General features: G+C 63.7%; 12 protein-coding genes and 2 pseudogenes. 6 read left to right on the forward strand and 8 right to left on the reverse strand.

The annotated features are described in order from the left end of the window. Positions 1-129: 129 nt before the first annotated feature. Together AC1Z32_RS08945 and AC1Z32_RS08950 are read right to left on the reverse strand one after the other, a co-directional pair. Positions 130-361, reverse strand: a pseudogene (locus tag AC1Z32_RS08945) (transposase); the annotation flags it as partial. A gap of 247 nt (positions 362-608) precedes the next feature. Next, a complete protein-coding gene (locus AC1Z32_RS08950) occupies positions 609-1,301 on the reverse strand; it encodes a FadR/GntR family transcriptional regulator (RefSeq protein ID WP_483478373.1) in 693 nt (230 codons plus the stop codon). 205 nt (positions 1,302-1,506) lie between these two features. Here AC1Z32_RS08950 and AC1Z32_RS08955 point away from each other — a divergent pair, with 205 nt between their 5' ends. The 6 genes from AC1Z32_RS08955 to AC1Z32_RS08980 are packed head-to-tail and all read left to right on the forward strand — an operon-like array spanning position 1,507 to position 8,812. Continuing rightward, positions 1,507-2,721, forward strand: a complete 1,215-nt coding sequence (locus tag AC1Z32_RS08955; protein ID WP_483478374.1) for a mandelate racemase/muconate lactonizing enzyme family protein — start codon at positions 1,507-1,509, stop codon at positions 2,719-2,721. Between the two features lie 46 nt (positions 2,722-2,767). Next, entirely contained in the window at positions 2,768-3,538 is a 771-nt protein-coding gene (locus tag AC1Z32_RS08960) for an HpcH/HpaI aldolase family protein (RefSeq protein WP_483478375.1), read from the forward strand. Positions 3,539-3,586: 48 nt separating this feature from the next. Next, a complete protein-coding gene (locus AC1Z32_RS08965; RefSeq protein WP_483478376.1) occupies positions 3,587-4,906 on the forward strand; it encodes an MFS transporter in 1,320 nt (439 codons plus the stop codon). Then, the gene (locus tag AC1Z32_RS08970; RefSeq protein ID WP_483478377.1) at positions 4,899-6,071 is read left to right on the forward strand and encodes a M24 family metallopeptidase; all 1,173 of its coding nucleotides are present in this window, start codon (positions 4,899-4,901) and stop codon (positions 6,069-6,071) included. Before AC1Z32_RS08965 ends, AC1Z32_RS08970 begins: the two co-directional genes overlap by 8 nt. 43 nt (positions 6,072-6,114) lie before the next feature. Next, positions 6,115-7,992 (forward strand): thiamine pyrophosphate-dependent enzyme, encoded by a 1,878-nt coding sequence (locus AC1Z32_RS08975; protein ID WP_483478378.1) that lies wholly within the window; start codon positions 6,115-6,117, stop codon positions 7,990-7,992. A gap of 19 nt (positions 7,993-8,011) precedes the next feature. Then, complete coding sequence (locus AC1Z32_RS08980) at positions 8,012-8,812, forward strand: SDR family NAD(P)-dependent oxidoreductase (RefSeq protein WP_483478379.1); 801 nt, start codon at positions 8,012-8,014, stop codon at positions 8,810-8,812. 231 nt (positions 8,813-9,043) lie between these two features. Here AC1Z32_RS08980 and AC1Z32_RS08985 read toward each other — a convergent pair. From AC1Z32_RS08985 to AC1Z32_RS09010, 6 genes and pseudogenes are all read right to left on the reverse strand, one after another. Further along, positions 9,044-9,447 (reverse strand): annotated as a pseudogene (locus AC1Z32_RS08985) (error-prone DNA polymerase); the annotation flags it as partial. A gap of 165 nt (positions 9,448-9,612) precedes the next feature. Next, positions 9,613-10,305, reverse strand: coding sequence for a 2Fe-2S iron-sulfur cluster-binding protein (locus AC1Z32_RS08990; RefSeq protein ID WP_483478380.1), 693 nt, complete (start codon positions 10,303-10,305; stop codon positions 9,613-9,615). Between the two features lie 358 nt (positions 10,306-10,663). Then, positions 10,664-11,470: an acetoacetate decarboxylase family protein gene (locus AC1Z32_RS08995; RefSeq protein ID WP_483478381.1), complete on the reverse strand. Its 807-nt coding sequence runs from the start codon at positions 11,468-11,470 to the stop codon at positions 10,664-10,666. 77 nt (positions 11,471-11,547) lie between these two features. Further along, the gene (locus AC1Z32_RS09000) at positions 11,548-11,970 is read right to left on the reverse strand and encodes a tautomerase family protein (RefSeq protein WP_483478382.1); all 423 of its coding nucleotides are present in this window, start codon (positions 11,968-11,970) and stop codon (positions 11,548-11,550) included. A 60-nt stretch (positions 11,971-12,030) separates the two neighbouring features. Continuing rightward, a complete protein-coding gene (locus tag AC1Z32_RS09005) occupies positions 12,031-13,470 on the reverse strand; it encodes a coniferyl aldehyde dehydrogenase (protein WP_483478383.1) in 1,440 nt (479 codons plus the stop codon). A 53-nt stretch (positions 13,471-13,523) separates the two neighbouring features. After that, a complete protein-coding gene (locus AC1Z32_RS09010) occupies positions 13,524-15,068 on the reverse strand; it encodes an acetolactate synthase large subunit (RefSeq protein WP_483478384.1) in 1,545 nt (514 codons plus the stop codon). Positions 15,069-15,080: the final 12 nt, after the last annotated feature.

Below are 15,080 nucleotides of genomic sequence, written 5' to 3' on the forward strand. Positions count from 1 at the left end.
CGCGTGTCATATTTGCGCTCAGCAAGCCGTTTATAGGTGTGCAGTCTGTCTCGCCGCTTCTGCCAAATTGCGTTCCTGACGAGTTGCCGCGTTTCTGAGAGGGAACGCGGCTACCCACTAATCTTGACATCACCACAGGGATGCATAAATCCAGGACGCGGCAGTAATCGAAGTGCTGCGCGCCCTTGAGTTTGTTGCGAGCGACGGTCTGCAACTCGTCGAGGTTGTCGGGGCAGAAGTTCGCGATCGCGGGGCGTTTGAGCCATGTCCACAGATACTCGACGGGACTGAGTTCTGGACAGTACGGCGGCAGGAAAGCGATTTGAATGTGGCCCTCGAGAGAGTCCAGGTATTGCCGGACAATTGCCGCGTGGTGGAACCTGGCACCGTCTTATATAGATGATCAACAGCGGCTGCCTCAGCGCGCAAATGGGCAATGGAAGATGTATCGCGACATCTGGACGACGAACTCGCACGCGCCGAAGAAATGAAGCCGCCTGATCGAACGCGAAAACGAGACGCGCGAGACTTATCGGCTAGCGCTCAACTACAAGCGTGACGAAGTATCGAGCATTCGCAACCGAGGCCGCACGACGCGACGATGCGGCTCAACTTTGGTCGCCAAAAAGCCGCTCAATGCCGCCAAGCAGATGCGCGCGCATGGCTTGCCGGGCGCGCTCCGGATCGCGTTCCGCGATCGCCTGCACAATCTCGCCGTGTTCACGGATGATCGCTTCCTTGCGCGTCGCGACAGTTTGCGCCGACAGGTCGCGGATCAGCCGCACGGACAGACGCATCTGGTCGGCGAGCGATTCAATCGTCAGCGCATAGAAGCGGTTGCCGCTCGCGTGCGCGATGGCGATATGGAACGCGATGTCTTCGTCGATGCCCGGACGCCGTTCGTCGAACGACTGCAACATGTGTTGCTGGGCGCCGTCGATCGCCGCGTTCGCGCCTTCATTCGCCACCGATGCCGCCAGGGCCGCGCCTTCGGTTTCGATGGTCATGCGGAACATCAGAAAGTCGCGCACATCGGAGATGCCGGCCAGCGACCCATACGCGATGGCAGGCGGCGCCGCGCTCTTCGATAGCACGTAATGCCCGGAACCCTTGCGCGACACGATGCGGTTCTCCGTGCGCAACCGTTCCAGCGCGAGGCGCAGCACGGGCCGCGAGATGCCCAGCTCCTTCGCCATGCGGTCCTCGCTCGGAAGCCGCGTGTTTTCGGGGAAGCGGCCGTCGTCGAGCATGACGACGAGCGCGTCGTATGCGTGCCGCGTGAGCGAAGTCTCCTGATTCATGGCGTCGACCGAAGCGTTGAGAATAAGAAGGCTGTATAACAGCTTTCGTCTTTCGAACGCAAGAATCAGTGTTTTCCCGAGTATCGAACAAAAGCTGTATCACAGCTTTTACTGCTGGTTGACACTTTTTCGGGCCGAACCAGATACTGCGTCCATGCTTGAAGCGGCACTCAGTCAACTCAGGAACTCAGGAACTCAGCCCAACATGTCGATCGTCACTGCACTTCGCACACTGCGCATTCGCGAGCATCCCAATCTCATCTGGGTCGAACTCGAAACTGATGACGGCCTGACGGGCCTCGGCGAATCGTTCCGTGGCGCGGAAGCGGTCGAAGCCGTGTTGCACAGCCAGGTCGCGCCGTGGCTCGTTGGACGCGATGCGCAACATATCGAAGCCGTATCGCATCATCTGATGACGCCGTATGTCGGCTTCAACAGCAGCAGTGCGGAGACGCGCGCCGCGAGCGCCGTCGATATAGCGCTGTGGGACCTCGCGGGCAAGCGGCACGGCGTGCCGGTGCATGTCGCGCTCGGCGGATGCGTGCGCGAGTCGGTGCCGGTCTACAACACGTGCGCGGGTTATCGCTTCAACACGTCCGGCGCGGCGCGGCGCGACATCGGCAGCACGGATGCGATGTCCGGTCCGTATGACGATCAGATCGCCTTCATGCGCGATGCCGGACGCCTTGCCGAAAGCCTCCTCGAAGAAGGCTATCGCGCGATGAAAATCTGGCCCTTCGACGTGTTCGCGCCGAAGAGCAATGGCCATCTGCTGAGTCTGACCGAGCTGAAGCAGGGACTCGAACCATTCCGCAAGATTCGCGCGGCCGTGGGCGATCGCATCGAGGTCATGTGCGAATTGCACAGCCTGTTCGGTGCGCATGCGGCGGCGCGCATCTGCAATGCGCTCGAAGATGTCGGCGTGTTCTGGGTCGAGGATCCGCTCAACAAGATGGACGATGCCGCCGCGCTCGCCGATCTGCGCCGCCGCACACGCGTGCCGATCTGCGGCAGCGAAACGCTCGGCAGCGCGCGGCAATACCGCGATCTGCTCGCCGCCGACGCACTCGATATCGTGATGCTCGATCTGGCATGGTGCGGTGGCCTAAGCGAGGGGAAGAAGATCGCCGCGCTCGCGGGCATGTACGCCAAGCCGCTCGCGCCGCACGATTGCACCGGTCCCGTCACCCTGATGGCCGGACTTCATCTCGCCGTGCACGCGCCGACCGCGATCTTCCAGGAAGTGGTGCGCGCGACGCTTGCCACGTGGTATCGCGATCTCGTCACCGAGTTGCCCGTGCTGAGTCGTGGCATGGCTCTCGCGCCGACCGCCGCCGGCATCGGCACGGAATTGCAGCCGTCGATTCGCACCCGCGACGACGTCATCGTGCGCGAAAGCGGATCGCCGCGTCATCGCTGAAGCCTCGACACTCACGATCGATACGATTCAATCATTCACAATTCGTATGACTAATCAAATCAAACAGGCGCTGAAGGAAGGCAAGCAGCAGATCGGCATCTGGTCTTCGATTCCGAGTGCGTTCGTGACGGAACTGCTCGCCGGAAGCGGCTACGACTGGATTCTGCTCGACACCGAGCACGCACCCGCCGGCGTGCCGCAGATGATCGAACAACTGCGTGCCGCCGATGCGGCGCGTCCCGGCGCGGGCGTGCGCACATCAGCCGTCGTGCGTCCCGCATGGAACGATGCGGTGCTCATCAAGCAGTATCTGGACATCGGGGCGCAGACGTTGCTGCTTCCGTTCGTGCAGAACGCGGACGAAGCCCGCTACGCCGTCGCCGCCACGCGCTATCCGCCACTGGGGATACGCGGAGTAAGCGGGGCGATGCGCGCGTCGAACTTCGGCCGCGATGCGTCGTACCTCCATTGCGCGCACGAAGACACCTGTCTGTTGGTTCAGGTCGAAACGCGCGAGGCGCTCGCCGAGATCGAAGGCATTGCACGCATTGACGGCATCGACGGCATCTTCATCGGACCGGGCGATCTGTCCGCGAGCATGGGTCATCCCGGCGACTCGAAACATCCGGAAGTGGAAGCCGCCATCTGCGATGCCATCGTGCGCATCCGCGCGTGCGGCAAGGCGCCGGGCATCCTGATGGCGGATGCCGGACGCGCATCGAACTATCTGCAACTGGGCGCGCAGTTCGTCGCAGTGGCGATGGATGTGGGCGCGCTACGCACGTCACTCGAACACAGCCTTCGGCAATTCCGCTGACGACATCCATACCGACGCATCGATAACACCCATCAGGAGACGGAAGACATGAGCAACGAAGGCCTTGGCCGCGCCGGCGTGCGCGCGCAGTTTCTCATCGCGTTACTCGCGATGTTCGCATGCGGCGTGTGCGACGCGTTATGCGCGGGACTCGCCGCGGATCTGCAGCGCACTTACCTCGACGGCATCGACCGGGCGCACTCGGCCACGATGATCGCCAACGCGCTCGGCTGTTCGTTTCTCGGCTTCACAGTGATGCTCGTCGTGTGTAGTCTGCTGCTCGACAAGGTCGGCATGAAGGCGATGCTGCTTTTCTCCGGTGTGCTGTTTCTGCTCGCGAGTTTCGCGCTCGCCTATTGCGGAATGCTCGCCGAGGGGCGCAGCGTGTATTACCTGATCGTCGCCGGCATGTTCCTCGGCGGTGCGGCCCACGCGGTGGTCGAAGGGACGGTGAACCCGCTCATGGGCACCCTGTTTCCGAAAGGCTCGACGCACTACATGAGCATGCTGCACGCTTACTATCCGGCCGGCCTCATCACGGGCGGCGTGCTGTCGGTGATGAGCAATCCCGCCACGCTGTCGTGGCACTACCTGTTCCTCGTGATCGCGGCCATCGCCATCATTTACACGAGCATGACCTTCGGCCGCCAGTTCGCGGGCACGACGAGCACGCTGCTCGGCGTCGATTTCCGCAGCCAGTTCGTCGAGTTGCTGAAGCGTCCGAGCTTCTTCATGTGGTTCGGCATCATGCTGTTCACCTCGACGATGGAAATTGCGCCGCGCGAATGGATCGACGTGACCTTGTCGAATGTGGTCGGCATGCGCGGCATTCTCATCGTCGTGTACGTGGCGGCCTTGCAGTTCGTCGGACGTCATTTCGCGGGCTTCTTCGAGAAGCGCCTGTCGGTCGAAGGCTTGCTCGCGGTGTCCGCGCTGTTGTGCGCGGCGGGCCTGTTCGGATTGGGGTATGCGCACTCGCCGGCCTCGGCGCTGGTTGCCGCGACCTTGTGGGGCTTTGGCATCTGTTATGTGTGGCCGGTGATGCTGTCCATCGCGACGGATCGCTATCCGCGTGCGGGCGCGATCGGCGTCGGCTTCATGGGCATCGCGGGATCGATCTCGATCTATGTGGCGATGCCGTTTCTCGGCCGAATCGTCGATGCCGCGAAGCTGAAGGCAGCCGGCGGTCCCGACGCGCTCGCTGCGATGACGGCGGAACAGGTGCAGGAAATCTCGCGTCAGGCGGCAAGCTATTCCTTCTTGCTCGTGGGCGCGATTCCCGCCGCACTGGTGATCGTGTTCGCGGTGTTGTGGATGCGGCGCGACAAGCGCGCGATGCCCGCTGCCGCCGGAGTCTACGATGCCTGAGCGTCACGCAAGCGGTGGCTTTCTCGATTCGTCGGCGCTGCAGCGCGTCTTCGCGAACCGCCGGGTGGATGCCTTGCTCGCATGCAGCGTGGATTCGGTGTTCGTCGCGAGCGGACATCGCACCTGGCTCGACGAAAAGATGCAGACGTGGATGGTCTCTCCCTCCGGCGACGAATCGCCGCGCGCCGGATACGCGGTCGTCTTGCCGGACGGAAGAACGGGTCTGGTTGCAAACGGGGTCGTGCGCGCGGACGCGCAAGCCTGCGGTCATGACACTGTCGTGCTGTTCGGTCGCGGTCAGCGACACGCCACGCCCGATGCTGCGTTGAACGCCTTGCTTCACGAAATGGATCTCGTGGGCAGGCGCATCGGCTGGGAAGCGCAGGTCATCCCGCGCGAGGCGATGGAACAGGCCGCGCCGATGTGCTCTTTCGTCGATGCCAGCATTGCCTGGCGCGTGCTCAAGTCGGTCAAGAGCGCGGGTGCCATCGATACGATGCAGCAAGTCTGCGCACTGACCGAGCGCGCCTTGAACGAGAGCCTGCCGTCGTGGACCCAACGCGACGATCCGCGCGCGGCACGCCGCCGCTTCATGAGCCTTGTCGCGGAAAGCGGCGCGGAGTTCGACCACTTCGCGTGGGGCATGGCGGGCGGCGGCGTATCGGTGCGCCTGCCGCCGCCACGTGAGCTTGGCACCTTGTTCTTCGATGCAGGCGCGCGCCTCGAAGGTTTCTATTCCGACACTGGCCTGACGCTCGCGCACGGCGCATGCTCGCCGCGCGACGAACAGCGTTACGCCGATGCGCTCGGCGTGCTGAACGCGGGCCGCGCGAAGCTGCGCGCAGGCGTGCGCGCGTCGCAGGCATGGCACGCGATGCAATCGGCATCGCCCGATTCGACGCTCGTCGCGCAAGGGCACGGCCTCGGCACGTCGATCCGTGAATGGCCGTTCTTCGGCGCAGAGACCGGGCGCTGCGTTCATGACGGTATCGGCGAATACGAGATCGATCAGCCGCTGGTCCAAGGGATGGTCGTCAATCTGGAAGTGGCGGGGCATTGGCCCGATGGCGCCTCGGTGCAGGTCGAAAAGACGTTTCTCATCGAGGCCGACAGCGCGCGCCCGCTTGCCGATCAGCCGCGCGACCATCCGTTGATACTGAATTGAAACCGAAACGATTGAACACGATTCGAAACACAGGAGAGAGATGATGGCTTCCAACACCGTGCGCCTGACGACCGCGCAAGCAATCCTGCGCCATTTCGGCGCGCAAAAGGTCTCGCGCGACGGCGCGATCGTGCCGCTCGTCGGCGGCGTGTTCGGCATTTTCGGACATGGCAACGGCGCGGGCTTCGGCCATGCGCTGAGTCTCGGAGAAGGTGATCTGCCGTTCTTTCAAGGCAAGAATGAGCAGGCGATGGTCCATGCCGCCATCGGCTACGCGAAGTCGCATCGATTGATGTCGACGCTCGCGGTGACGACATCGCTCGGGCCGGGCGCGACGAATCTCGTGACGGGCGCGGCGACCGCCACCGTGAATCGCGTGCCGGTGCTGCTTTTGCCGAGCGACGTATTCGCTTCGCGCCGTCAGGGGCCGATTCTGCAGGGCCTGGAAATGCCGCAGGATTTCGGCATGTCGGCGAACGACACGCTGCGTCCCGTGAGCCGCTATTTCGATCGCATCACGCGGCCCGAGCAGATCATTCACTCGCTGCCCCATGCGACCGCCGCGTTGCTGGATCACGCGAATGCAGGCGCGGTCACCATTGCCGTGTGCCAGGACGTGCAGGGCGAAGCGTACGACTTTCCCGCGCATCTGTTCGACGAACGCATTCACACGATCGATCGCGCAAGACCCGACGCGCGCGCGCTCGGCGAAGTCGTCGCGGCGCTGACGCAGGCGAAGCGCCCGCTGATCGTCGCGGGCGGTGGCGTGCGCTATGCGGGCGCGGAGGCCGCGCTGGCCGAGTTGAGCAATACGTATGGGATTCCCGTCGTGGAGAGTCTCGCCGGGCGCACGGGCGGTCGCGGCGTCGAGGCGAATCTCGGTGGCATCGGCTTCATCGGATCGCCGGCGGCGAACGCGGCGGCGGAACGCGCGGACTTCGTGCTCGCAGTCGGCACGCGCCTGGCCGATACGCTCACCGGATCGCAGACGTTGTTCCAGGCTCCCGAGTTGAAGATCGCCGCCCTCAACCTGTCCACGCACGACTTGGGCAAGATGGGCGCGCTGCCGTTGCGCGCCGATGCCCGCGAAGGCCTTGCCGCATTGTCGCGCGCGCTGTCGGCGACGCCGTATCGGGCGGATGCATCGTGGAAGGACTTCGTGACGAGCGCGCGCGAACAATGGCTTACGCAGGTCGACGCGATACGCGAGCATACGCAACCGGCGTTGACGGGATTCGAGGTCGTGTCGGATATCGCGAACGCGACGGGCGTGAACGATCGCGTGGTGTTCTCGTCGTCGACGGCGATCGGTCACGCGCACGCGATGTGGAACGCATCCAAGCACGGCGAACTCGACATGGAATACGGTTTCAGTTGCATGGGTTACGAATTGCCCGCCGCGCTCGGCCACGGACTCGGCGATCAGGTGCGCGGACGCATCGTCGCGGTGGTCGGCGACGGTACCTATCTGATGTGTCATTCGACCGAACTCGTGACGGCTGTGCAGGAGGGCGTGTCGATGACCATTGTCGTGCTCGTCAATCAAGGATGGCAGTGCATACGCGGTTTCCAGATGCACAACGTCGGCGAAGAGTTCGGCACGCAGTTCCGCCGCAAGGTGACGGGCACGCGCGGCCTGACGGGCGAGTATGTCGAGGTGGATTACGCCGCCAATGCGCGTTCGCTCGGCGCGCAGGGCTTCGATGTCCGCACGCGTGCCGAATTCAGGGATGCGCTCGCCCGAGCCGCGACGATCGAAGGCCCGGTGCTGATCGCCGCGCATACGAATCTCGAGGCCTTGCCGTTCGGTTCCGGCGCGTGGTGGGAAGTCGGCTCGCCGGATGCGCAGGAGCCGAAGACGCTGGCCGCGCATCGCGAGGTATTCGCCGAAAAGGCGAGCCGTCACCGCTGGTTCGTCTGAGTTCGAGGGAGACGTGACGATGCAAGAACAAGCACTCAGCTATTCGCCGCCGCATTTGCCGAGCGGCCGGATGCGCGGCATGACGGCGATCGTGACCGGCGCGGGCAGCGGCGTCGGCGCGGAGATCGCGCGCGTGTTTCATGCGGAAGGCGCGCGCGTCGTGCTGAATGGGCTAACGGGCGCCAAACTCGATATCATCGCGACGGAACTCGGCGACAACGTGCACGTGCTGCCCGGCGACGTCACCGACGACGCATATCTGACGCGGCTCGCCGCCTTCGCCGAACGATGCGCGGGCGGCGCGGTGCAGGTGCTGGTCAACAACGCGGGCGCGACGATCCGCGGTTCGCTCGACGACACCACGCCCGAGAACTTTCGCTCGGCCATCGACGTGAATCTCGGCTCGGCGATACAGCTGACGCGCCTGGTCGCACCGAAGATGCGCGAAGCGCGGGAAGGCTCGATCATCAACATGGCGTCGATCACGTCGTTGAGCGGTCTGGCGGGCGCGGTGGCCTACACCGCATCCAAGGCGGGGATGACGGGCGTCACGCGTGCGCTGGCGGTGGAACTGGCGCCGTTCAACGTGCGTGTGAACGCGGTGTGTCCGGGCGTCATCGATACTCCGATGACCTACGAACACGCCGATGCGCAAGCCGACCCGGCCGCGCACTACGAGATGCTCAAGCGCCGTCAGCCGATGAACCGGCTCGCGAGCGCGCGAGATTGCGCGCTCGCGACGCTGTTTCTGGCAGAGCCGGCATCGTCGTTCATCACCGGCGCGTTTCTACCTGTGGATGGAGGGCGGCAAGCCGTTTAATTCGCTCGTGCATGGGATGAACGTTTGAGGCGTCATGGGGCGTGTCCGAGTCTTGACCAGATCGGACACTGAAAAATAGCGGGTTCGAACGGCCGAGCATAAGAATCGATCAGAGTCGGATGAAGCGAGTTCAAGTCAAGAGAACAGGCAGAAATTCAGCCTTGCGTCTGAAGCGGCAGACGAGCACGATTCACTCAGGCCACGCTGATGTGACTCTCACCGAAAGTGGATTCAACAGAAATTTCGACTGACAGTCACGAGCCCACCCAGCAGATGTGACGTCCCTACAAGACGCCGAACCACGAGGTGGCGGACCTCCCTTTCACATTGACAGGTACCGTACACCGCAAGCCACGCGGCACCTAACGCTTCGCGCCGCTGCTATTCCAGAAGCGACGGCCAGACGATCACATTCACGTTTCCGGTCTTTTCCTCCGGCGTCGCGAACATCACGCTTTTGCCGTGCCGGGCCTTTGTCTGACGGTAACGAGTCCCGAGCCGCGTGCGAGCCGACCGCTTCGATAGGTGCGCTTGGTAGACGCCGGCATCAGTCGCTGTTCGCGAAGCGTCGGGCGCAAAAGGGAAAGGGGATGTCGCCCTAGTGTTAGCGCCGAGGCGTGGTAGTCGCTGACGATGATGCTGTCATCCCTTCGTCGATTTCGGTCTGTTCCAGAACACGACGTTTCTGGCCAATCGACAGGCGATAGATCTCACAACAGACCCAAGTCAACGGCAGATTCAAACACTCTTGGCGCCGCGTTGCGAGTCAACTGATGAAGATTTGGATTACGAATGAGCGGTCAAAAAATGCTAAAAATCTGCGTCGATCGAAAAGAGAAAGTGCCCGTACATGGCCGAATCGAAGACATGCCTGAGGGGCGCAGATAAAAGCTGCCGAACGGGCCGTTCATGACGAGCTCGCTGCCGGGTGCCGCGCGCTCGCTCAGGAAGCCGCTCATCAGTCCGCCGGGTACGTTGCGAATGAGGAAAGAGACGGTGTCTCCGCCGCTCGTCATCGAACTGAACGAGTAGGCCCGGTGGCGATGCGCCTCGTCGGGCACCTGCAGGTTCGCGTATTGACCCGGAAGGAAGTCGAGGGTCTTCAGGCCGTCGCCCTGGAGTTCCAGCGCGAAGGTGCTGTCGGAGAGGCGCTGCACGTCCTTGATACGCGTGATATAGCTTTCCTGACGCGTGCCGCATGCCTCCGAGCCGGTCGGGACCAGCACCACGCAGTCCGAAGTCGGGCGCATCTGGCACGCGAGCGCGTAGCCGGTGTGGGCCTCTTCATGCGAGAGCGCGTCCTCGATATAGTCGCCGAGCGAGTAATCGCCCGATTCCACGCGGCACTTGCAGGTGGCGCAGGCGCCTTCGCGGCAGTCCATCGGGATGCTGATGCCTTGACGGTATGCGGCGTCCACCACGGACTCGCCACCGTTGCAGTCGATGAAGCGCGTAACGCCATCCTCGAAGTTGAGCGCAATGTTGTAGCTCATTCACTTGTCCCCAGTCTCGTGTGTTCCGAAGCGCGAAGGCTTGGGCTTGCAGCAGGATTCGATCGATGAACCGCACTGCTGTAGACCGGATTCTAGGAATGGGTAGTAAGCGTCGCTATCCGGAATCTGCGGCGCACGGGGGCCGCAATATCCGCTTTTTGCGCGCGCTGTCGCGAGCGTGAAAACGTGTGTTTTCCCTAAGGCGCTGAACTACTGGTTTGTCCGCATTTCTTCGGACGTCCAGGTCATCAAAGCCATCCGAAGCGGTCCAGGGAAGAGCAAATGCCGAAGCGCAATGACAGCGCGCTCCCACTTGCAGGTGGGAGCGCGCCGCGGCCCTCGGTCTTATGTGTCTTGCTTAGTTCGTGTTGTCGACCAGAGTCTTGAGATCCGTCACGCTGTAGGCCATCGAGCCACGGAACCCGGCACCCGTGCGGACGGGCTGGAGATCCGAAATCTCTTCGCCTTCCGCGAACGGGAACGAGAGTTTGCCTTGGCCGGTCCACACGTCCTCGATCTGCGCGTTATCCATAATCGACAGCACGAGCTCGTTCACGGCCGGCTTGTCGTGCTGGCCCGCGGCGAGACGCGGGAAATAGCGGAGATTGACGACCGGGCGTCCGGCGATGCCGAGCTTCGACACGTCAGCGACTGCCGATTCCAGCGTGACTTCGGCGCGAGCCAGACGCTGGCCGGCGGCGGAAGCCGTCGCGGCGAAGCGGCTGCCCGCCGCGACCGGCACGGCGGCGGGGCTGAGCGCAGCGAACGAGCGCGTCTGGTGCACCTGGCCGTAGCGCTTCGGGAAGCCTTGAATCAGCCCGCGCATCATCGCGGAGTCGTTGTCCACGAAGATATACGGGCAATACGAAACCGGTTTGCCGTCGTACAGCGCGTCGACGAGGACGAAGAACTCGCGGTACTGATAGCGCGCCGGATCGAGCATCTCGTCATTGTCTGCGGTGAACTGCCAGTCGATGAAGAGCGCCGTCGCGTGGCCGGGCGAGGCCGGGTCGGGGCTCAGGCCTTTGGGCAGCACGGCCGCAGCGGCAGCGGGATCGGCCCAGAATTCGACGAGAATGAAGTCTCCGGCATAGTGCCAGGGCGGCGGCGGCGCGATACTCGAAAGGCCGCGGGGCGAAAGAGGGACGGCGAACTGCTTCGGCATAACAACTCCAGATTGAAAGAACGACTAGAAGGGTGAGGGGCGTGACTGGACCGCTTTCGCGGTTTGCGTGGTTTCCATCAGGGGGTGCCCGTGGTCACCGGCGCATCCCTGGCCGGAATGGCCGCGTTGCGGCCGGCCAGCCCGTTGCCGGGCGACCAGTTTTCGCCCGCGACCTCGATGATGTTGATGAAGACATCGGCGGGATCGATGCCGGTGCTGGCTTGCAGCCGCTTGACGAGGTGTTCGTAGAAGCGCTTCTTGTCCTCGGCGGTGCGACCGACTGTCAGCGTGATCTGAATCAGCAGCAGGTCCGGGCTGCGCGTGAACGGGAATGTCATGTTTGCGAGGAAGTTGGCCTCTTCATGTTCGGTGATCGTCATGAAGAACGCTTCCGGGTGAACGCCCAACGCGTCGCGCAGGGACTCATGAATACCTTGCAGGACAGCGGTACGGTATTGCGCCGGCTTGCCCGCGCGCATTAAGACATGTGTCATCGGCATGAAAGACTCCGTTCGGCTATGGCTGTTTTGATCGTGTTTCGCGCGTCGGCCCGTGACGCATCAGGCGTCGATCAGGCCGTGAACGGCAGATTCGGAGCCAGGCAGGTACGGCGCCCGCATCAGGAGGTTCGATTCGCCGCCCGCGCTCTGGAAAACGACCGGCTTCGCATGGCTGAACGTCCGATACCCGTACTCGCCGTGATAGTGGCCCATGCCGGACGCACCCACGCCGCCGAACGGCAGGGTGTCGAAGAACACATGGGTCATCGCGTCGTTGACGACAAGGGCGCCCGAAGTGGTGCGACGGCTTACCTGCTCGTGCTCGTCTGCGTCGTCGCCGAAGTAGTAGAGCGCGAGCGGACGAGCACGAGCGTTGATATACGCAAGCGCATCGTCGAACGCCTCGTAGGTCACGACCGGCAGCACGGGACCGAAGATTTCCTCCCGCATCACACGCATGGCATCGGTGGTGCGGGTAAGGATGATCGGCGCCATCTTGCGTACGGATGGATCGGAGAGATCTTCGCCAGCAGGGGCAAGGCTCATGACGCTGGCGCCTTTCTGGCGGGCATCGTCGACGAGCGCGAGCTGGCGTTCGAAGCCACACAGGTTGATCATCGCGGTGTAATCGGGATTCTCGCGCATGGTCGGATACATCCGCGCGACCGCCGCCTCCGCGTGCTCGACGAATGCGCCGACGCGGTCCGCGGGGATCAGGACGTAGTCGGGCGACAGGCAGATCTGGCCAGCGTTGAAGGTCTTCACGGTCAGCACGCGCTCGGCGGCGCGCCGCAGGTCCGCGTCCTTGCCGATGAGAACCGGCGACTTGCCGCCAAGTTCGAGCGTGACCGGCACGAGGTTCTCTGACGCTGCGCGCATGACGTGATGCGCGACCTGTGTGCTGCCGGTGAACACAAGATGATCGAACGGCTGCGCACTGAACGCCGCGCCCGTTTCTGCGCCGCCGAGCACGGTCGTCAGTTCATCGCTGTCGAAATAACGGGCGATCAGCTCGGCCAGCAGTTCGGATGTGGCGGGCGTCAGCTCCGATGGCTTGAGAATGGCCCGATTGCCCGCGGCGAAGGCGCCGCCAAGCGGCCCGAATGCCAGCACGACGGGAAAATTCCACGGGCTGATGACCCCCAGCACGCCGAGCGGCTGATAGTCGATCCGCGTCCTGACGCCGGGAAAGGGCTCGGCGGTCGCGGGCCGCGCCATCCACGTCTCAAGATGCTCGCGATTGAAGCGCAAGGCCTCGACCGATGCGAGGATGTCGGCGAGCAAGGTCTGCTGCGTGCCGCGACAGCCGTAGTCGGCGTTGATCGCGTCGACGAGCGCGCCTCTGTTCGAGCGCAGCAGATCGATGGCGCGGTCGATGCGGTCGCGGCGGAGCGCGGCGGACGGTGGCCCGCCCCTGAGCTGTGCCTGCTTCATGGCGTCGAGCTGGGCGCGAATCTGTGCGGCGGTGGGTTCAACGGGAAGTCTAAAATAATTGCGCATGCTAAATACCTATGTTTTTTGAATGGCTGGGTGATTCCGCGTGTTCCGGTTGCTTAGATGACAGCCTCGATCAGCATCGGGCCACGGCGCTTCATGGCGTGCGCGAATGCGCCGTCGAAATCGGTGGCCGATTCGGTGCGAACGGCTTCCACGCCCATGCCCTTGGCAAGAGCGACCCAGTCGAGCGACGGATTCTCGAGATCGAACATGGATGCCGCATGCGCACCGTCCGAGCGTGCACCCACGCGCTTGAGTTCGTTGGCGAGGATCCTGTAGCCGCGGTTCGCGTAGATGACGGTGACCACGTCGATGTTTTCCCGCGCCTGCGTCCAGAGCGACTGGAGCGTGTACATGGCGCTGCCGTCGCCCTGAAGGTTGACGACCTTGCGGTCGGGACAGGCGATTCCGGCGCCGATCGAAACGGGCATCATGCAGCCGATCGCGCCGCCGGTGAGCGTCAGGAGATCGTGCGGCGCGGCGGACTCGGTGAGACCCGAGTACGTCATCGCCAGCGATGCTTCTTCGGTGACGATGGCGTTATTGGGCAAGTGCCGGGCGACGCTGCGCATGATCGACTCCGCATCGAGCGCGCCGTGTGGCGAAAAGTCGTCTGCCGCGCGCACGCTCGTACGGGCGATGGCATTCCGGGCGCCGAGCGCGTCGACAAGAGATTCGAGCGCCGCCGCGCCGTCTTCATGCGGATGCGACAGGACGGCGATGCGGCATCCTTCGGGCGTGAGCCAGCTCGGCTTGTCCGGGTAGCCGAAGAAGCTGACCGGCGCTTGCGCGCCGACCAACACGAGCAGTTCAGTGCCCGAGAGGAACTCGACAGCCTGCTCCGCGAAATACGGCAGCCGTTCGACCGTGACGCGTCCGGCGCCTCGCTCGATGCGCGGCGCGAACGTGTCGCAGAGTAGCCGCGCGCCGGTCTTCGCGGCGATCTTGCCTGCGGCGCGAAGGCCGTGCCCCTGCAACGCCTTGCCGCGGAGCAGAAAGGCGGTCCGCACGCCGCTCTGCGCGAGTGCGGCGATGCGTCCGACGGTGTTGTCGCTTACGAGCGCGCGCGCCGGGGCCGGCAGCGGCGAAGGCACGCCGTCGGCCTGCGACCAGGCCGTGTCGGCGGGCAGGATCAGTGTCGCGATCTGACCCGCGCCTTGCAGGGAAGCCTGGACGGCGCGAGCGGCGTCGGCGCCGACTGTCAGCGCGCTGCCCGACGAATGGGTCCAGTCCGAAACGGGGCGGGCGAAGCCCTTGATATCGGAGGTGAGCGGCGCTTCATAACGGGCATGGGTCGATGCATGATCCCCGACGATATTGACGACCGGGCTCGATGCGCGGCGGGCATTGTGAAGATTGGCGAGACCATTAGCCAGGCCCGGCCCGAGATGCAGCAGTGTGCAGGCAGGCTTGCCAGCCATTCTGCCGTAGCCGTCGGCCGCCCCGGTCACGACGCCTTCGAAAAGGCCGAGAATGGGCCGCATGCCCTCGACCGAATCGAGCGCGGCCACGAAATGCATCTCGGACGTGCCCGGGTTTCCGAAGCAGACATCCACACCACTCGCAATCAGCGAACGCAACAGACTTTCAGCACCGTTCATTTTTGCCTCACC

This window comes from Caballeronia sp. 11_S32, from assembly GCF_056930355.1.